The sequence below is a fragment of the Nonlabens sp. MIC269 genome, from assembly GCF_001430865.1.
In the GTDB taxonomy this organism is placed as follows: Bacteria; Bacteroidota; Bacteroidia; order Flavobacteriales; family Flavobacteriaceae; genus Nonlabens; species Nonlabens tegetincola.
Genome location: NZ_CP011373.1, coordinates 2,360,230 through 2,380,239 on the forward strand (window position 1 = coordinate 2,360,230; position 20,010 = coordinate 2,380,239).

Annotated in this window: 15 protein-coding genes; 5 read left to right on the top strand and 10 right to left on the bottom strand. The window is 35.4% G+C overall.

Annotated elements, in window-relative coordinates:
• The first annotated feature begins 83 nt into the window (after positions 1 to 83).
• The 4 genes from AAT17_RS10665 (at position 84) to AAT17_RS10680 (ending at position 4,535) form a co-directional block, all read left to right on the top strand.
• Complete coding sequence (locus AAT17_RS10665; protein WP_060524232.1) at positions 84 to 1,082, top strand: hypothetical protein; 999 nt, start codon at positions 84 to 86, stop codon at positions 1,080 to 1,082.
• Between the two features lie 80 nt (positions 1,083 to 1,162).
• Positions 1,163 to 1,453 carry a hypothetical protein gene (locus AAT17_RS10670; protein ID WP_060524234.1) on the top strand — a complete coding sequence of 97 codons (291 nt, stop codon included), beginning with the start codon at positions 1,163 to 1,165 and terminating at the stop codon, positions 1,451 to 1,453.
• A 36-nt stretch (positions 1,454 to 1,489) separates the two neighbouring features.
• Entirely contained in the window at positions 1,490 to 3,958 is a 2,469-nt protein-coding gene (locus tag AAT17_RS10675) for a TonB-dependent receptor (RefSeq protein ID WP_060524236.1), read from the top strand.
• A 10-nt stretch (positions 3,959 to 3,968) separates the two neighbouring features.
• Positions 3,969 to 4,535 (top strand): type 1 periplasmic binding fold superfamily protein, encoded by a 567-nt coding sequence (locus AAT17_RS10680; RefSeq protein ID WP_253279766.1) that lies wholly within the window; start codon positions 3,969 to 3,971, stop codon positions 4,533 to 4,535.
• A gap of 69 nt (positions 4,536 to 4,604) precedes the next feature.
• Here AAT17_RS10680 and AAT17_RS13410 read toward each other — a convergent pair whose 3' ends face one another.
• The 7 genes from AAT17_RS13410 to AAT17_RS10700 form a co-directional block, all read right to left on the bottom strand.
• A complete protein-coding gene (locus tag AAT17_RS13410) occupies positions 4,605 to 4,745 on the bottom strand; it encodes a hypothetical protein (protein WP_167342367.1) in 141 nt (46 codons plus the stop codon).
• Positions 4,746 to 4,780: 35 nt separating this feature from the next.
• Positions 4,781 to 4,948, bottom strand: coding sequence for a lmo0937 family membrane protein (locus AAT17_RS13345; protein ID WP_152557373.1), 168 nt, complete (start codon positions 4,946 to 4,948; stop codon positions 4,781 to 4,783).
• 112 nt (positions 4,949 to 5,060) lie between these two features.
• Positions 5,061 to 6,605, bottom strand: a complete 1,545-nt coding sequence (locus AAT17_RS10685; RefSeq protein WP_060524238.1) for a cryptochrome/photolyase family protein — start codon at positions 6,603 to 6,605, stop codon at positions 5,061 to 5,063.
• Between the two features lie 247 nt (positions 6,606 to 6,852).
• Complete coding sequence (locus AAT17_RS10690; RefSeq protein WP_060524240.1) at positions 6,853 to 8,178, bottom strand: DASH family cryptochrome; 1,326 nt, start codon at positions 8,176 to 8,178, stop codon at positions 6,853 to 6,855.
• A 22-nt stretch (positions 8,179 to 8,200) separates the two neighbouring features.
• Positions 8,201 to 8,338, bottom strand: coding sequence for a DUF2256 domain-containing protein (locus tag AAT17_RS13205; protein WP_082586950.1), 138 nt, complete (start codon positions 8,336 to 8,338; stop codon positions 8,201 to 8,203).
• The gene (locus tag AAT17_RS10695) at positions 8,319 to 8,984 is read right to left on the bottom strand and encodes a flavin reductase family protein (RefSeq protein ID WP_060525082.1); all 666 of its coding nucleotides are present in this window, start codon (positions 8,982 to 8,984) and stop codon (positions 8,319 to 8,321) included. The genes AAT17_RS13205 and AAT17_RS10695 overlap by 20 nt, the downstream gene beginning before the upstream one ends.
• Before the next feature lie 140 nt (positions 8,985 to 9,124).
• Complete coding sequence (locus tag AAT17_RS10700) at positions 9,125 to 14,023, bottom strand: S8 family serine peptidase (protein ID WP_082586951.1); 4,899 nt, start codon at positions 14,021 to 14,023, stop codon at positions 9,125 to 9,127.
• A gap of 227 nt (positions 14,024 to 14,250) precedes the next feature.
• Here AAT17_RS10700 and AAT17_RS10705 point away from each other — a divergent pair, with 227 nt between their 5' ends.
• Positions 14,251 to 15,045: a class I SAM-dependent methyltransferase gene (locus tag AAT17_RS10705; protein ID WP_060524244.1), complete on the top strand. Its 795-nt coding sequence runs from the start codon at positions 14,251 to 14,253 to the stop codon at positions 15,043 to 15,045.
• On the opposite strand, the gene AAT17_RS10710 is transcribed toward AAT17_RS10705, so the two are convergent.
• From AAT17_RS10710 to AAT17_RS10720, 3 genes are all read right to left on the bottom strand, one after another.
• A complete protein-coding gene (locus tag AAT17_RS10710) occupies positions 15,042 to 17,468 on the bottom strand; it encodes a TonB-dependent receptor (RefSeq protein WP_367379275.1) in 2,427 nt (808 codons plus the stop codon). The two genes, AAT17_RS10705 and AAT17_RS10710, sit on opposite strands and share 4 nt — an antisense overlap.
• Positions 17,446 to 18,819 (bottom strand): HTTM domain-containing protein, encoded by a 1,374-nt coding sequence (locus tag AAT17_RS10715; protein ID WP_060524246.1) that lies wholly within the window; start codon positions 18,817 to 18,819, stop codon positions 17,446 to 17,448. The genes AAT17_RS10710 and AAT17_RS10715 overlap by 23 nt, the downstream gene beginning before the upstream one ends.
• A 78-nt stretch (positions 18,820 to 18,897) precedes the next feature.
• Complete coding sequence (locus AAT17_RS10720) at positions 18,898 to 20,010, bottom strand: imelysin family protein (RefSeq protein WP_060524248.1); 1,113 nt, start codon at positions 20,008 to 20,010, stop codon at positions 18,898 to 18,900.

The following is a 20,010-nucleotide window of genomic DNA, read 5'->3' on the forward strand; positions in this document are numbered from 1 at the left end:
ACATTTACAAACTCTCTTATGAATTCATTAAAACCGAGGTGTAAGATTCTTCGTAAATATGTATGAATTTAAAAACAATTACAATGAAAAAGTATTTTTTATACAGCGGTTTGCTGTTAAGTACACTAACCTTATTTAACTGTTCCGACGATGATGATGTTGTAGAAGGACGTTTTGACCGAGCAGAACTCTATGTAACCAGTACAGCAAGTGGAGACATCACAGTCTATGATTTTTCTGATGATGATCAGGTTGAAACAACAACTCTTACGACATTAAGTACCTCTAACGAAGGTATTGAGTACGATGGTGATACAGACGAGTTATTTGTTGCATCACGTAGTGCTCTTAACTTAAGCGTTTTTACAGATGTAGAGGCTACTATAGAATCAGGAGCTGTTGCGGCAGCAACAGGTATTACCGCGACGGCCGCATTTAATAGTCCTAGAGCACTAGCTATAAACGGTGACAATGTAGTAGTAGCAGATAATGGTACTAATCAATTATTCGTTTATACTAGAACTTCAAGCGGTTTGCAATTGCGTAATACGTTTGATATAGCTTTTGATTTATGGGGCGTTGAGTTTGTAGGATCAGATTTATATGCGGTTGTTGATAATACCTCAGATCTAGCAATTTTTACCAATTTCCTATCAAATACAACTGATGGTTCACTAGCTGCAACCAAACAAATTACAATTGAAGGAATCGTAAGAACACACGGTATTGCCTATGATGCACAAGATGACTTATTAATCATGACCGATGTAGGTCTGGCTTCTAGTGATACAGATGGTGCATATCACGTTATTGATAATGCGCTTTCTCAAATAGCAGGAGTTGCAAATGGTGGGACTTTGGCATTATCATCTCAAACCAGAGTTGCAGGTTCAAATACGTTTTTAGGTAATCCAATTGATGTTGATTACGATACCGAATCAAATACCATTTTTATTGCAGAGATTGCTAATGGTGGTGGACGAGTACTTGCATTTGACGTAGCACAATCTGGAAATGCTAATCCAGCTATTAACAACATGCTTGCTGGTTGTAGCTCATTAGATTTCTACGGGAACGACTAATTCTCAAATTCTATAAAGAAATATTAATTGTTGCGCTTGTTCGAGCGCAACAATTTTTTTTTGCTCTATATTTGGCGATCATGAGATATAAACAATTAATATCCATATTACTAATCGCCCTGTTTACTAGCATGCAATTGATGAACTTGCATAGCTGGTCACATGATGATGATCATGAAACAGATTGCGAGGTATGTGTTATATCTCACGAGTTTCAGGAGCTTCAATATGATTTTCCACATTTAGGGACATGGACTCCATCTATTCAAAATCATATCCCTGTTGATGGTGTTGTTGTTTATTACGCTTCCGCGAAAGCGAACTCAACATCAAACATACTCTTTACGCGACCGCCGCCAGTACTAGCCTAATTCCGTTTTTTGAATTAGTTATTACAATCCCTTACTATGTTTAAATATTTATTAGTAGTCATTTTTATGGCTACTGTTGCAATGTGTACAGCACAAGATTGCAAGAACACCCTTAAAGGTAAGATTACCGATTTTCATAATAATAAACCACTAGAACTAGCCCAAGTATATGTAGAGGAGCAAGAGCGTACTTATACATCAAACTCAGCTGGAGAGTATCAGGTAAATAACTTGTGTACAGGTGTTTATCATCTTATTGTTACTCATATTGATTGTGATAAAAAATCAATTGAGGTCATTGTAAATCAAGATAAAATCTTAAATATCACTCTCGAACATCATATCAATGAACTTGATGAGGTACAGGTTGTTGCCGATGTTCATGATGATCATGCAACTACTCAAAATGCAACTCGTATTGATAAGGAATTAATTCAAAAGTATAGCGGTGCAACCCTAGGAGATGCGCTAGAAACTGTGCCTGGAGTATCATCACTTAAAACAGGACAAGGTGTCGTAAAGCCTATCGTGCATGGATTGTATGGTAGTAGAATTACCATTGTAAATAATGGTGTGAGGTTACAAGATCAAGAATGGGGAACAGAACATGCTCCAAATATTGATCCCAACACAGCATCTTCTATAAGAGTTATTAAAGGTAGTAGTGCCTTACGTTATGGTGGTGACGCGGTAGGAGGAACTATAATAATAGACCCAGCTCGTATAATAAGTAAGGATACTATTATGGGTAACGCAATCTTAACCGGTCAATCGAATGGTCGTGGCGGAGCGATAACTGCTGGTATACAGCGATATAAAAAGTCAGGCTGGTATCAACAAGCAAATATTACTTTCAAGCGACTGGGAGATTTTGAAGCGCCAGATTATATTCTTTCTAATACGGGTTCTCAAACAGCTGCTACTAGACTTGCAGTTGGGTATAAGCAATTTGAATACGGTTTAAGTGCTGAATATAATTTTTACGATACTGAATTAGGTATTTTAAGAGCATCTCACATTGGTAATACCGCCGACTTAGTTCGTAGTATAAATTCTGGTGAACCTGCTATTATTAATGAGTTTACTTATGATATTGATGTGCCAAAACAAGAAGTCATACATCACCAAGTTGCTCTTAACGCTTTTAAACGCTTTAGAAATCTAGGAAAGTTTGAGTTGAACTACCAGTATCAACTTAATAACAGAAAAGAATTTGATGTACGTAGAGGTGCACTTTCTGAACGTGCTGCATTAGATATTGATTTAAAAACACACAATTTTCAAGGATATCTAAATATTGACGCTAGCGATAAATGGAATCATGAACTAGGAGTTGATGCCGTTTTACAAACCAATTCACCAGACGCAACAACTGGTGTACGTCGTCTTATTCCAGATTATAATTCCATTAAGGTAGGTGGTTTTCTAGGAACTCAATATCAATTTACAGATAGACTAATGATTGAGGCTGGTGCTAGATACGATCATTATTCAATAGACGCTAAAAAGTTTTATATCACCTCTCGTTGGGAATCTTTGGGATATGATGTGCGATTTGCACAGTTTGAACGATTTAGAGAATCTATCCAGGTTTATACTGAACCAGAATTGGATTTTGATTTATTCGCATTTTCCAGTGGTGTTCAATACTCATTTAAAGATCACTTTGATATAACCTTTAATGTGTCTCACTCACAGCGCGCTCCAAACCCAGGAGAGCTTTTTAGTGAAGGATTGCATCACGCTCTAGCAACTATCGAAATAGGTCGTTTAGAATTAAATAAAGAAGTGTCAAATAAGATCAGTGCTAGTTTTCATGCTAACTATAATAACTGGGATGTAGAACTTGCACCTTATTACAATCGTATTAATGACTTTATACAATTAGTTCCTAATGGAGTACAGCTTACCAATCGAGGTGCGTTTGCAGTCTATGAATATGAACAGTTAGATGCTGTTCTTGCTGGTGTTGATATAAGTGCTAGTTACCATATAAAAAGGAAAGAAACGATAAAACGAACTCCATATAATAGAACAATCAACCTTACTAAGAACTGGATATCGTTAGGTGCACAGTTCTCTTACGTATATGGAGAGGATGTGAAAAACGATAAACCCTTAATCGATATTCCACCAGCTCAGTTATTAACTAAAATCGAAATTGAAGATGTTTTTACGGAAGGCTTGCAGGTAGAAATTGCAAATCAGCAAGTATGGAAACAAAACAGATTTCCTGACAACGATTATGAAATCACTTATGCAGCAGATAATGGGAACGCAGTTACTGAAACTGTAGAAATATCAGAATCTCCAGATGCTTACAACTTATGGGACCTAGGTCTAGCTTACTCCATTAAGTCACAAAATAATAAACCTAACTTGAGTTTTAGACTTCAAGTGAACAATGTACTTTCTACCAAGTACAGAGATTATCTCAACCGACAACGTTTTTACGCAGATGAAATAGGTAGGAATTTCATTGCACAAATTTTGTATAATTTTTAAATTTTTAATTATGAAAAAAGTTCTTAGAACTACAACCGCTTTAATGATGACAGCTGTACTATTTGTAAGTTGTGACAACGACGATGATAACCCAGATATCATCAATCCAGAGGAATTAATAACTACGGTTGAATTAACTCTAACAAATGACAATGATGCGACAGATATTGTTGTGCTTGAAGCGTTTGATGAAGATGGGGAAGAAGGTCCTATCGCTCCAGTAGTTCGTCAAAATGGTGCACTTACGGCAAATGCAACCTACTCAGGTATGGTAAGATTTTTAGATTCCAGTGATCCAGCAGATGTTGAGGATATTACTATTGAAGTAAGAGACGAAGCAGATGAGCATGAAGTATTCTACGTGACTGATGTTGCTGGTGTAGCAATTGCTAAAAATGATGTAGACGGTGGTGGAAATCCATTAGGATTGGATACTACAGTTACTACTGGTGCTGCTGGTTCAGGTAATTTTACTATCGTATTGCGTCACGAACCTACTAAGCCTAATGACGGTACTCTAACTGGAGCTGGTGGTGAAAGTGATATTGAAGTAACATTCCCACTTACAGTACAGTAGTTTATTAGATTTATTGAATTAAAAAACCCTTGCTGTTTTAGCAAGGGTTTTTTAATATGTGATATTTAATTAATCTACAGTATCTTCAATATCGTCTGCAACATCTTCTACTGCATCTTCTACTTTTTCTCCTGTTGATTTTTCTCTACAACTTGAAATACTTAAGGTAAAAGTTGCAACAGCTACTAGAATTAAAAATTTCTTTAACATAATAATGATTTTAAAAGTTAGTGTTGATGATTCTATTATAAAGGTCTTCTACCGCTTATAATATTAATTAAAATTACAATTACTGCAATTACTAATAGAACGTGTAGTAATCCGCCAGTTGACATGCCTGGTACAATTCCAAACATTCCCAATGCCCAAACGATAACACAAATGACGGCTACTAACCATAAAATACTTCTCATAATATATAGTTTTTGTTTTTGATTAATCTAAAAGTACTTATGATTTTGATGTTGATTTCTAAATAAATTAATAATTACGATTAATTTATGTTAAATCAATAGAAAGTCAAATTTAATATTGAGATGGGTTTTTCATCACATCCTGAGCTCGTTGTTTATGTCGTTCTAATTTTTCTTTATCCATTTTATTTAGAGTTCCCAGCATCATGTTCATGCGCTGGTTGTTTTTGAAAAACTCTTGTTTGTCATCTAGAAAATTCCAGTATAGCGAATTAAAAGGACAAGCATCCTCTTCAGCATTTTTCTTACTTACTTTGTATTTACAGCCTTTACAATAGTTACTCATTTTATTGATATAGCTACCGCTAGAAACATATGGTTTAGTCGCTACAATCCCGCCATCAGCCCATTGAGACATTCCTCTGGTATTGGTTATTTCAACCCATTCAATAGCATCAATGTAAACTCCTAAATACCAATCGCAGACTTGGTTGGGATGAGTTTGTGTAAGCAGTGCATAATTACCAGTTATCATCAATCGTTGTATGTGATGTGCATAGGCATTGTCTAGTGAGTTATTAATGCTGTGTTTAAGACAATTCATATCAGTTTCACCAGTCCAGTAAAAGTCTGGTAGATCGTTCTGGTTGTCAAGTTTGTTTGATCTAGCGTAACTTGGCATTTCTTTCCAATATATTCCACGCATGAACTCACGCCAGCCCAAAATTTGTCGCACAAATCCTTCAACTTGTGAGATGTCAATCTTGCGTTTGTCTTCTCTCCATTTATCAACTACTTTTTCTATAACCTCTTTAGGATGAAGCATCTTAGAATTTAGGGCAAAGCTTAATCTACTGTGGTATAAATACTCCTGATTGGTATGCATGGCATCTTGATAATCGCCAAAATGAACGAGTAACTCATCACAAAAATAATTGAGTACTTTAAGTGCATCAGCTCGCGAAGTAGGCCAGTTAAAATTACTACTATCAATACGTCCAAAAGTCGAAACATCTTCCTCTTTTAGCATTTCTACAATATCACTTACATCCTTACGAAATCCTTTTTCCTTCGGAATTTCAGTATCACCATCCCATTTGTTTCGATTGCTTTTATCGTAGTTCCATTTTCCGCCTTCTGGTTCCTTGTCACCTACAATCATGATATCGTGTTTCTTGCGCATGTCACGATAGAAATATTCCATAGTCATGCGTTTTTTTCCTTCAAAAAACTTTTCTACATCCTTTCTTTTGGTGAAAAAATGCTCAGTATCATATCCTTCCCATTCTATATCTAAGGACTTACAAAAGTCTCGCAATTGTTGGTCCAATCGGTATTCGTCAGGAGCTAGGTACTCAAATTTTTCAATGCCGTGTTTATCAATAATATGGTTGAGGTTGTCTACAAGGTTGTGCTTGTTCTCGCTTTCGCGAAAGCGAAAATATTCTACCTGCATTCCACGATCCTCTAACCACGATGAGAACTCGCGCATCGCCTGAAAAAATCCTACAACTTTTTGAATGTGATGCTTTACATAATCTGTTTCTTGGCGCATTTCTGCCATATGATAGATAATGTGATCTTGATCGCCGTTATACCATGAATGCTTGTAGTTAAGTTGATCTCCTAGAATAAGACGTAATGTTTTTTTGGGCATGATGTAACGTTTTTAAAGATTTGAATACCTATTTATCAAAGATTTAATTATGAAAAGGTCTAACTATTTTGTTTTGTTTGTAACAGCTATTTGGTTATTATTATTGGCTTATCTCAGCTTTTTTACTAAAGTCGGATTAACAACCTTGTTAATTGTTTATACTTTAGGTCAAGGATTTTTAACTGCGTGGTTTCTTCCAAAATATGCTAAGAAGAAGCGTTGTTGTTAATGAATTCAACATTTCCAATTAAAATAACTTTTCCTGCAACCATTTTTTGCGATACTTATGTTCATTGTCATAACGATCGGCTTGTAGCTTAATATTAAAAGTTCTATTTCTAGGATCATTACCTACACCACTATTATACATCCAGTTTCCATAGTTTGAATGCACGTCATAGTCAATTAAAATGTGCTCAAAGTAGGCAGCACCTAGTCGCCAGTCTTGTTCACGATGCATGCTCCAGTAGCTGGCTACATTTTGTCTTCCACGATTGCTCATAAAACCTGTAGCTGCTAGTTCTTTCATGTTTGCGTTTACGAAGTCTTCATGCGTTTCACCATTAATCCATTTTTCTAATTCTCGCTCGCTTGCTTTCCATTCATAATCTCTGTGTAATATTCCACCTAGATTGAAAATATTATGTTCATGTTTTAATGAAACATACTTAAAGAAATCACGCCAAATCAATTCAAAAACTAACCAGTAAGTATCTTGGTTTTTCTTTACTTCTTTTTCAAACCGTTTAACTTCCCAATATATCTGTCTGGCACTTATGCATCCTAAGGCTAGCCATGGACTGAATTTACTACTATAATCAGTTCCTAATAATCCGTTTCTTGTTTTCTTATAGTATTTCAATTTTTCAGTATCCCAGAAATAGTGGTCTAAACGATCCCATGCTGCAATCTCACCACCTTCAAAAGGAAAAGCACTATTAGGGTGTTTTTTAAACTCCTCAAGTCCCAAATCAGCAAGGGACGGAATAGGAGTGAAGGTTACTTTGGGCATTTCTTGTTTGTAACCTTCAATATCTACTGTATTACGCACTTCACTTTGTTTCTCACACTTCTTACGGAATTCTGTAAATACCTTGGGAATTTGTTGCCAGTTGTCAAAAGGAACGTCTTCTGGGTGAAATAAAAATTGATCATAAACGCGATGACCTTTTGGTTTACGCTCTAAGGTCGAAAGTGCTTTACCTAGAGCTTCTTCTTGCTCTACTTCGTCACGTGTCCATTCTTTTTGTAGATAGATATCAGTTATTTCATACTCTTCTATTAATTGCGGAATGATATTTTCTGGTTTGTCGTGAAATAGTAATAAGGGAATTCCATGCTCTTCTAATCCTTTACGTAAGTCTTTTAACGCTTCACGAATAAATTGTGCTCTGTATTTTCCTGTTTTTCCGAAAGGTACTTTAAAGGGTAAGTTCATTCCAAAATCACTTTCTTGATAATACCGTGGATCAAAAAAGTATACAGCTATTACATCACCTTTATTATCACAAGCTGCTTTCAGACTTACATTATCCTGAATACGTAAATCGTTTCTATACCAGATTAAATTCATTCTTGTTTTACTTTACTTATTTCTACTTTCTACATTTCTTACTGCAATACACTACGTTGTCCCAGTTCTTTTCCCACTTCTTACGCCATGTAAATTCTCGTTCACAAGAAGGACAAACTTTAGTAGGCAAACCATGTGGATTACGAGCTTTTTGTTTCATTTTTATTATAAGTGATTGGTTTTACATCAGTTTCAATTTGAGCGTAAGAATACCGATGAGTGAGAGAAGCTTTGCCATAGGCGTCAAGACCATTAATTATAGTGCTTTCTGCTTCTTCGAGATTCAAAAATCCATCTTCAAGGATATAATCTTCATTCAGAAAAACGTCAGTGATTTTACATATAACTAGTCGACATTGATTTTCATCAATAAGAATATCATTCACATAACTAGCAGCAACTTGTATGTTTGAATTTGCAACGAAAGGAGCCTTAAAACCATTTCGTTCTATTTTTTCTATGTCTAATTCTTTAAACTCTGAAATGTCAACAGGGAATTTAGCGCTTGTGCTATGAGCTTTTTTTATAAGTGATGGATTAACGTGATTTAATGTTAGATAACCCGTTGCTTTTAAGTTTTCATAAGTGTGACCAGCACCATATCCCAAAGGCCTAAGTATAAAGCAAAATAGAGCAGGATTGCTTCCTAAATGGGTTACGTTGCTAAATATTGCTAGGTTATCAATTCCTTCTTTTGATCGAGTGCCAATCAAATGAGCAGGCTTGAATCCGGTAAGACCTGTTATCAAGTTTCCTCGATAAAACCGATCCATTTCAGATATATCTTCCGATGAAATGTGTTTCATTTGTTTAACCATTACAATCAAAAGTAAAACAAATATTACTTAGGGTACTTTATAAAAACTTAAAGTTTAAATGCAAAGTTGGTATATAAAAAAACCGAACTAGTTGAACTAGTTCGGTTTTAATATGAGAAATTGATATTCTAATTTTTTATGAACTGGGCAGAATAATTGTGACTAGAGGTCTGTACTTTAATTAAGTAAACACCTTTTGCTATTGAATCTAAACCTTGCACACGAGTTTTGTTAGAGTCAATTTTTTCAGATTTAACTAATTTTCCTGACACGTCATAAATACTAAGTTGTGCATTTTCAAACTCTACAGAGTTCAATTCTACATTTAATATTCCTGAACTTAATGGATTAGGGTATATTGATAGTGCGTTGCTATTCGTAATGTCGCCCTGTGTCAATGTTGAATTTTGAAAAACTAACTCAAATCTATTGCTGTCTACACTAGCATTATCTGATGCTGAAATTTGAAAATTAATTAATGTACGATTGTTCATGTTTAATGGATGAAGTTGAGAAGTATAAGTATCTCTTAAGTAAACTTGATTTCCATTTAAGTCATCAACTGATATTTCAAAAGTATAATCAGTAACTAAGTAGTTTGATATATGCAAAGGAACAACTTCATCTGATGTAGGTAGAGCACGTCTTTCAACACTTAATTTTTGAGAACCTTTATCAATGCTTATGTTGGCATTTAATCCATTTACTTTTACGGCATCGTCAAGATTTATATTATTATCGTATTGATCGTTAAATTCAATATATAAACCATCACTTTCTGATTGATTGGCTTGTAATCTTGAAGTTTGATAAAGCTTTACAAACACAAATTCAGAATTTAAATTAGATCTAAAGACACCTGCGTTTGAGGAACCTGTTATTTTGTTAGTCTCTTCGATCGTTACATTTGGATTTGTTGTAGTAGCGGTCATAAATACCGCTTGTCCAGGCTCTAGTACTTGGGTGGTATTTCCTACAGTTCCTACTCCTGAAGTCATGTCAATAGTAGAGTAAGTTCCTCTAGGTCCAATTGTTGGATCCCAGTAATACATGTCATTTCCTACACCAGATTTAGTCACAGTACTTAAATCAAGTTTTGCTTGGTAAGGATTTGCCATTGAGAAAAACTCTCCTGTATTTAATGTTGGGCTACTAGTAAAAGAGCCTGTATGTAAATTTCCACTAGCTCTTAAGGTCGTTGCTGTTACCGCAGCAGTATTGTTGGACAAATCTGTATTTCTATCACCTCTAATCATTATGCGATAAAAGGTTCCTGGAACAAACTGTTCTGTTTTAGTATTTGAAACAGCATCCCAAGTTTGAGAATTACTTATCCATTTGAATAAACTAGGGTTACCACTTGCCGTTTCATCTAATCCAGTAGTTGAGTTAACCGTTCCTATCGTTCCAGCTGTTCCGGTTATATGAGTACCAAACCCTGATAGAGCCGAACCGCTTTCTTGCCACCCGTCAAAAACGGTTGAACCACTTACAGTAGGACCTATAAATCGGAACGCTCTATTACCAGCTGGAATAAACTGTTCTACTGTAACTTCACCTGTTATTGAAGCTCCTGTACCTAGTGTATTAAATACCGCGGTATGTTGTGCATTGCTCTTAAATACTAGATTATTATTGGTATTCAAGTTTCCGTTAAGAACTTCCAATGATTTTTGTATTTCTAAAGTTCCTAACAATTCTACACCACTAGTATTATTGGCTTTTAAATGGTCAATAGATCCATTACCAGTTATAAATTGCTGGGCATTTGCATCGAGTTCTATAGAATACTCACCAATAATTTCACCATTTACATCTGCATTTCCTTTAATGCTTACTGTGTTATTATTGACCATGAGTGTGGACTCATCATCCATATAAAGATTATTAAATTCTGCTACGTCATTAAGTATAGCAGTATTACCATCATTGATATAAAGATTATTACTGCTGCTTATCGAGGACGATGGATCATTTGTCCAGGATGTTCCATCCCAAAGATAAACTACGGATTCGCAAGAGGTTGATAAGGTAAATCCATCTCTTGTTACCGATCCATCAGATGTGAACACCAAGGTTATACAACCGCTGGTTGTTGTTGCGGCAATTGAAGTGTGCAATAGGTCTCCAGAACCGTTTGCAGGAGAGTCATTACGATCCCAACACCACGCGTTTCCTCCATTAGGCGGTGCGATTATAGTTCCTGAAGTAGAATCTCCGTCATAAATTGTTAAACCATCATAACATCCAGATCCATTATTTTCAATGTTAAATTCAGAAAAGTTGATAACCACCTTTTCTCCTGGTGTGTTTGGACAGATTGTATATACTTGATTTTCATTATCACCGTATTCCGCACCAGTTCCTCCTGAATCAGCAAGACTTGCTCCACACCAATCGGCACTAGTAGTTACGTTTAAAACTTGAAAACTACTTGCACAATTTGCTCTTACATAGATGTCATAAGAAGTGTTTTGACTAAGGTTAGAAAGAGTATGTGGAATAGAAAATACATTGGCAGTACCTACTGCAGGTACAGCGGCTCCAGAATTCACGATTACTACTTCCCACTGGTTACCTGCAGGACTATTATTCTCTAACCAGCTTATGGTAACTGAATCAGATGTAATAGCATCGGTTTGAAGATTAGAAATATTATTACAGCCTGGCGTTGAAACCGCAATGGTATAATCTTCAACTTCACCATACGTAAAGGTTTCACAAGAAGTAGAAATGGTATCATATTGCATGATAACGCGCATTCTTGTAGTACCAGATAATGCGTTTGAAGGTATTGTAATGGTTCCTGAAGCAGGAGTGCCTGTGGTGTTTCTTTCCGTATACACAGTTTCATCTTGGTCATCAAAATCTCCATCTTGGTTGAAATCTATGAAGACAGCATATCCTTCTGTATAGGCAGCTCCGTTCCAAGTAGGAGTAATAGTAATTGGATAACTAGAACCAGGATCAACATTAGCTATTAAATTAGTATAATCGCCGTAACCACCAGCTTCAGCAGTTGTAGAATTATCGATAGAACTAAATTGAACGCGACTTATAAACTCATCTGATTGATCTGTACCATAGGATTCACAGTACGTCACAACAGTTGTAGAAAAAGTGATGACAGAACTGTAAGAGCTTTGTGAACTACTACATACACTTCTTACTCTTAATTCATAATTGGTAGATGATGTCAATCCTGTAAGTAAATATTCTGCTCTATTTGTACTTGCGGTATTCCATGTTGATGTTCCGCTTTCGCGAAAGCTTACCTCGTAGCCAGCACCAGGAATAACATCCCAATTTATAAAAGCACTTGAATGAGTAGCGTTTACAGCGGTTACATTAGTAGGAGTAGTTGCTACGCAAGGTGCGTTACTTGCAAGTCCAGTGACAATTAATGAGAAATTCTGGCTACCTGTGGCAAGAGAGCCTTTGTGCGTTACTGTAATGGTGTAACTGCCAGAAGGATTATCAACATCAATACGCTCATATGGATCTCTGTCATTATCGCCTTTACCATTTGTGGTTACTCCTGTTAATCTCCATGGAGTGAATGTATCGTTGTTTTGAGTAATTCTTATGTCAAGATCGTTAATCAATTTTGGACTATTATCGTTAACATTAGTTGTTGCAGTACCAGGTAAATCAGTCCAAGATATTGATGCTTGTAGCGTGTCAAAGTTGTTAGAATTTACAACTATTTGATACGATTGCCCTGAACTTAATGAAAGCTCTGAAATTATAGATGTGTCGCCGTTTGCGGTAATAACTTCTGCAGCTTTTTTAGCATTTAATAATCCCCAACCGAATACTGCATCTGGTCCACTAGTGCCTGCGTCATCTGCGGTATGTAATGCCAATCCTTTTAAAGTAGCGGCACGCATGAATGTATTATTTACATCGTTATAGTGTTCTTGAAGTAATAAAAGAGAACCAGCAACATTAGGTGATGCCATGGATGTACCACTTATACTATCGTAGTCATTGTCGCTTGATTCAAAAGTAGAGTAAACACCTGTACCATTTCCTGTAATGTCTGGTTTGATGCGTAAATCATCTGTAGGTCCTTCACTAGAGCTAGTGTTTATGGAAACACTAGATAAACTACCATCGGGATTCACAATTGCGTCTCGAGCATTTGCTACAACCAAATTATTTTTTGAAGTTTTGAATCCTGTTAATTTATCATACTGACCATTGTTATCAAGAGGAGCGTTATTTGCTGTGTTATCATTACCGTCATTACCGGCTGCTGTCACCATCAAGTAGTATGGTGTATTGTAAAGTAAATCGTCCCAATCCCTAGAAACATCTATATATCCTCCAAAAAGATAATCTGGTAACTGTGCGTTTCCATTTTGATCTCTAGCTGCATATCCATAGGAATGGTTTGATATAAGCATTCCTTGTTGTGATGCTGTTAGTGCTTCAACATAGTCATTGTTCCAATCGTAGCCTACTGCGCTAGCACTAGGTGCCATTCCTTTTGCATCTGCTTGAGCTCCATAGGCGATTATGGTTCCTGTAACATGTGCTGCATGAAAGTCTAATGAGGTCGTAGCGTCTCCTACAGAGAAACGATTTGATCCACCAGGTCCATCGTATTCTACGTGTGTTGTCCTTGCCACTCCACCATCCCAAACGTGTGCTACTAAATTTTGACCATCCAGATTGAGGTTAAGACCACCATTGGCATGTAGAAAATTGGTTCTTGTACTGCGTGCAGCATCGGTGTTGTAAGTGGTATAATAAACAGGAACTCCGTTAATGATTCTTTGTATCTCGAATAACCTACCATCTTCAGTTCGGGTTTTTACTTTCAGGTTATTTTGGTTTGTGAAGTTTTGTACGGCTTCGCTTTGCTTTTCGTTTTCAGCAACAGCTTGTTTTTTGAGTTGTTCTAGGGCTTGCTGATTCGATTTTCTAACTATAACCTCTTTTTGTTTAAGAGTTTGGGAAAAACTAAGGAAGCTCATCAAACTAAATATGAGCAGTATAGATAGAGTAATTGTTTGTTTCATAGGGATTATTAGTTGACATTCAATAATATCCAAGAAACACGATAAACGCAATTAAATTTAGGACGAAATGCGTTAAAATATTCTCTTTTTGTTTTAATATGTTGATTTTCAATTTATTGAATGATTATTAAATTGGATAAATTGTAATTAAACAGTGTAGTTTAACGATTTTTTAACATCAGTTAAAACCTTGAAATATTGTAGTTTAGAGGTCTGATATTATCAATATGAAAGAATATTTTGATGTGAATAGAGCCACTTGGAATAAGAAGGCTATTGCACATTATGAAGGAGATTTTTATGATAGGGACGCTTTCGCGAAAGCGAAAAATTCATTGAACTCTTATGAAATCAAAGCACTAGGTGATGTAACAGGGAAATCGATGCTTCATTTACAATGTCATTTTGGTCAAGATTCACTGAGCTGGGTTCATCTAGGAGCAAATGTGACTGGCATAGATATATCGGACGAGGCTATTGAAATTGCTAAAAATTTAAGTGCAAATTTGAACTTACCAGCTAATTTTATAAGATGTAATGTTCTAGACACGAGTTCCTATGTGAATGACACATTTGATATTGTGTTTACTAGTTATGGTGTGATAGGCTGGTTGCCAGATTTAAAGCCTTGGGCGCAAATGATCGCACAGCGGCTTAATAAAGGTGGTATTTTTTATATCGTAGAATTTCATCCCATTGCGTGGATGTTTGACTACACCACAAAACCTGCAATTATGAAATATCATTATAGTCAACAAGAGGTAATTTACGAGGAATATCAAGGAACCTATGGCTCTTCAAAATCTGATATGATTTCTAAAGAGTACGGCTGGAATCATTCATTAAGTGAGGTTATACAAGCGCTTATAAATGCAGGGTTGACTATTGATTATTTTAATGAACATGATGGAAGTCCTTATGAAGTCTTTCCCGATATGTATAAGGGTAATGATGAACTGTTTTATTTAAACGAACAACTTTATCCTTTAATATTTGAGATTAAAGCTGTCAAACCAAATTAAAATTTAATCTCGAGTGTTGCATAGTAATTGCGATTGGGACTAGGTATAATTCCTGGTCCTGGATATCCTGTTGCTCTCCTTGTAAAATACGCCTGATCAAATAGATTATTTATTCCTGTTTCTAGCTTGAAACGCCCTAACTTATAACTAGCTGATACATCCATTACTTGGTAACTAGGGATAGCACCTATAACACCACTAAGATTTCCTTCTTGAGCATTTGATGCATCGGTAAATTGTTGTGATAAATGCGTAAACTGAATACTAGAGGTAAAGTTTTTGTAGCCAAATTTTAATCCGGTTTTAAAGTTTAAACTAGGAACAAACTCCAATTCATTGCCTTCAATTCCATTAACATCGCTAGATACATATTCCGACTGAATAAGCGATGTATTGAAGAATAGATTTGCTACATAAGAATTGTTCTTAATGAAGAGTTCGTTTAGATTAAAATCAACTAATGATTCTATACCATATATGATGGCATTACCTACATTTCCTCTTTCTGTTTTTACACTACCATCATTTTGAGCACGTTGAACAAATCCGATCCTGTCGTTGTAGAAAAGGGTAAAAATATTGGCATCGTATGAAAAAACATTCTTGTAATTTCCTCTTACTCCTAGATCACCAGTAAATCCTTTTTCGTCAGAAATATTGGGATTAATTGTAAATGCTGGGTTGACAGTATTTATATCGGCAAAGGTTACAGATCGGTAATTTTGTGAGAAATTTCCATAAAACTCGATGTTTTTATTAAGCTTGTAACTGGAACCTATTCCTACTAATAAGAAGCTACGTTCGTTAGTTAAGTCTTCACTTACCCGTTCTCTCAATATTACATTTCCTGCAGCATCGGTATTGATTCTTTCAAAAAATCCATCACTTTCTGTTTTAATGTATTCTAATCTAAAACCTGGAGTCACAGACCATTTATCATTAATGTAGAAGATGTTTTCACCAAATAATGACAGGTTTAAATTAGGGTTACTGTAGGCATTTTGATTAGGGTAATTAGGAAAGCGGTCTGTCTGAAATTCAAAATTTGGATCACTGCCTTCACTTCCAGGACCTTGTTGCGAACTATTGTCTGCATTGTAATATTTTGAACCTAATAAAAGGATAGACTTTTTTCCAGCTAATTTGTATTCAGTCAAAAACTTTAGTTCTATCCCATAATTTTTAAAATCGTTTTTTATCAAATCTCTTTCCTCACCAGGATCAATGGAGCTCACTCTATTAGAGCGATAACCTAACGCATCTCTACTGGCATCCAATCCGAAAAGACTAGCACTCAACCTCGTACTATTTGAAAACTTATGATCTATTCTCAAATTCCAAAGTAACCAATCTACTTCAAACCAGTTTCTGCTTCGATTACTTTGATACGGATTTTCTTCAAACATGGCATCGGTAAGTCCACCTGCTTGTTGGGCAATATAATTCAATAGGGTTACTTCACCAGTAACGCTAGTTTTATCATTAAAGTCATAACCTAATTTTGTAAATAGATTACGAGAATTAAAACCGGAATTTGGTCTAAAACCATCACCTTCTTTATAATTAAAATAGGTGTAATAACTAAGCTTATTCAAAGTACCACCGGCACTTGTGAAATTGGTGTACAAGCCGTTGTTACCTATTGTGTTTCTGGTAACTAGTTCAAGTTTTTTATTCTTTGGAGCAGATTTCATTTTGAAATTAACTAATCCGCCAAACTGAGTACCGTATTGTAAGGATGCGGCTCCTCTTATAATTTGAATTTGCTCTAGACCTTCGGCAGGTGGTGCGTAATAACTTTCTGGGTATCCTAGAACATCAGCACTTATATCATAACCATTTTGCCTGGTGTTAAAATTTGATGTTCTATTAGGGTCTAATCCACGACCACCAATGTTTAATTGTAATCCTGCATCATCATTTTGATAAATATTTAATCCAGTTACTTGAGCATATATTTGTCTAGCGTTGTTGGATGCCAGATTAGCGGTTGATTGATTAACTAAAACCACCTCATTTTTTTTACCGGCATATATAGAAGTTCCTTCAACATCTTTAAGACGCTGAAGCTCAAAAATTTTCGCTTTTCGTGCATTGATTTCAACCTCAGTTAGTGTAGATCCTAACGGAGATAGGGTAAAATTGAATGTGCTTTTTTCATTGAGGTCGATCGTTGTCTCAACACTTTCATATTCAAATGCATACAAAACCACTTCAAGAACTTGTTGCTCAGTTATGAAATTATACTCACCCTTAATATTTGTAGTAGCAAGAGTTTTTCCTGTTTTTTCATAGATGGTAACACCTGCAACAGGTTTACCAGTATCAACAGAAGTGATGATACCAGTTACACTTGTTTGTGATATAACTGCAAGAGGTAACAACAACGCTATGATATAACTATAAGCCTTTAATCTCATCATTAAATGGAATTATCCAGTTTTTGTTTTTAAATGATTCTTTTTCCTTGGTCAAGTCTACTTCAGGATCAATAAACCTAGTGCTTCTCCTACCATTAAGTGCTACATAACTATCTACATAGATAGCAATATTAGAATGGCCTTGTTTGGTAAAATGATCCTCTAAAAAATGAGCGTATTCTAGGATAAAATCAGGTTGAAAACTCATTTGTTTAATTTGGAACGAACTCAAAAAATCAGTGTTGTCCACCATAAAACTATCTCCCGATTTTTTGTCTAAGACCTTAAAAGAGGTGTAACCTACCTTTTCAATCAACATCACACGCCATGAAAATCTAAAACCTTGTTCGTGCCAGAATAACTCTCCGGGATATAGTAAATGTCTAAATGGTAGTAGCAGTTGTATAGCTATTACGGTGCTCACAACGATCAAGTTTACTCGTGATGGTTTATAAGATATCGGTTTAGGTTTGATCCAGTGTTTTATTTTTTCAGGTATTATGTTCTTGATTAAAGCTAGTACTTGCTCGTGGAATGATGCGTCAAAAAAGATGAGAGCACTCACAATCATTACATAAGGGAACATGCCGATTGGAAATAAAACTCGTGTGAATACATGGAAAATGATAACCAATATATAAGCAAACCACCTTGTTCTTTTATATAATAGAAGGAATGGAATGGTTAAATCGTATAACATACCAGACCAGCTCATGGCGTAATAGAACCAATCCTGCTGCATTAAGTTTTCGCCAATAAACGCAAGATCATATTTAGATTTTAGCCAGATTTTTAATGGCATTGCTCGCAGTAACCAATCAGAATTAATTTTGGCCAGACCAGCATAAAAATACACTATCGATATCAATACTTTTAAGCTCAATATGCTCCATCGAGGAATGGAGTGTGGTGATGGTTTTTTATTCGCTTTCGCGAAAGCGTAATTATCAATACTAAATCGTCTACCAGCAGGCAAAAAAATAAGTACAAAACTGACTACACTAATAAAATAATAATGATTGAGATAAGTAGTTTTATCCATAAGTTCTATGTAAGTAAAACTCAGGAAAAACGTGACGATTGCCCATTTGTATTTCCAGCCTAGCGCTACAAAGAGAGCGCTTAAACCACAAATGAAGAAAATGAGGTAAGTAAAATTACCCAATGGTTTTACCCATTCAAACCCGTAATAGGAAAAATGAAATTTAGGTTCTAGATATAGTTTTTCAATCCAGCCATTACTCCAAAATCGTATAATACTTAAAAACATCATTATACCAAATCCTATCCTAAAAACAGCCAGTGGCGCTGAATTTGTAGGTTGTAATAAATAGGATTTAATCTGTTCTTTCATGGGCTGCAAAAGTAAAAGCTGATTTTCTAACTTGTTGAAAGAAAATCAGCTTTTATCACTTGATAGTTTTACATTTTGTTAATCACCATCGGCATCAACATAATCAACATTAATGTTTAATAACTGTAACATGTCAACTTTTAGTAATACTACAGCTCTTTGCAATTCATCATAAGTTTGCAACATTGCAGTATTATTGGTGTTCACTTGAGATGAAAGATTAGCGTCAAGAGTACTCAATTGATTTTGTGCAGTTTCGAACTGATTACTTATCTCTGTAGACAAAGAATTGTTGGCATCGGTTTCACTAGCCATAACATAATCTGATAGGCTTAATCCTGTAGTTGAGCTGTTGTAGTGTTGTCCTGTAAAAAACTGTCTAACAGCGTTTAAAGCTGTTGTCGCTAGTTGTTTACTATATACTTCACTGTATAACCCTTCTACACGATCTGGTAAAGAACTGCTAGAAAATATTCCTGCTGGAATCCCTATTTTGTTTGCTCTTAATCCTTTTTCATAATAAAAAATGAAATCATTAACCAGTCTGTTCAATACGCTAGTAGCTGTATTTTCTGTACTATTCACAAATGAATCTCTAAAACCGTTATTCCAATCATCAAGAACTTCCTGAGTAAGAGATTTCATGGCTGCCGACAGATCAATTAAATATTGCTTGTTAAGACTAGCATTACTATCAGTAGTATAAAAGTCTATAATCTCCTGATCATCATTTCCTGTTCCGTATATCATATATTCAACAGCAGGAAAACCAACAGCATCATTATTATTTACAGCATTCAAATCGGCATTTCCATCTAAAATGTTGTTTTGAATATCTGTTACATTCGTTGGATAAACATTCATTTTAAAAGCTAGTTGAACCTCTTCAGCTTTTCCAATGTTATACATCTCAACATACTGCCAGGTTGTATAGGCATTTAACCATGCTGTTCTAGTCGCATTTAAACCAGCAAGATCTGGTGAAGTGCTAAAGCTTGCTATTTCATTTTCCAGTATGGCTAAATCATTGTTTAAATCTGTGAATGCAGGAATGATTAAATTATCAGCAATATTCGTCATCATTCCAGACCTATCAAAGTTATTTTGATTACCGTTATCACTAGAATCATCACTAGAATCGCATGATATAAAAGCAATCATTGTAATGAATAAAATTCCAATTTTTTTCAT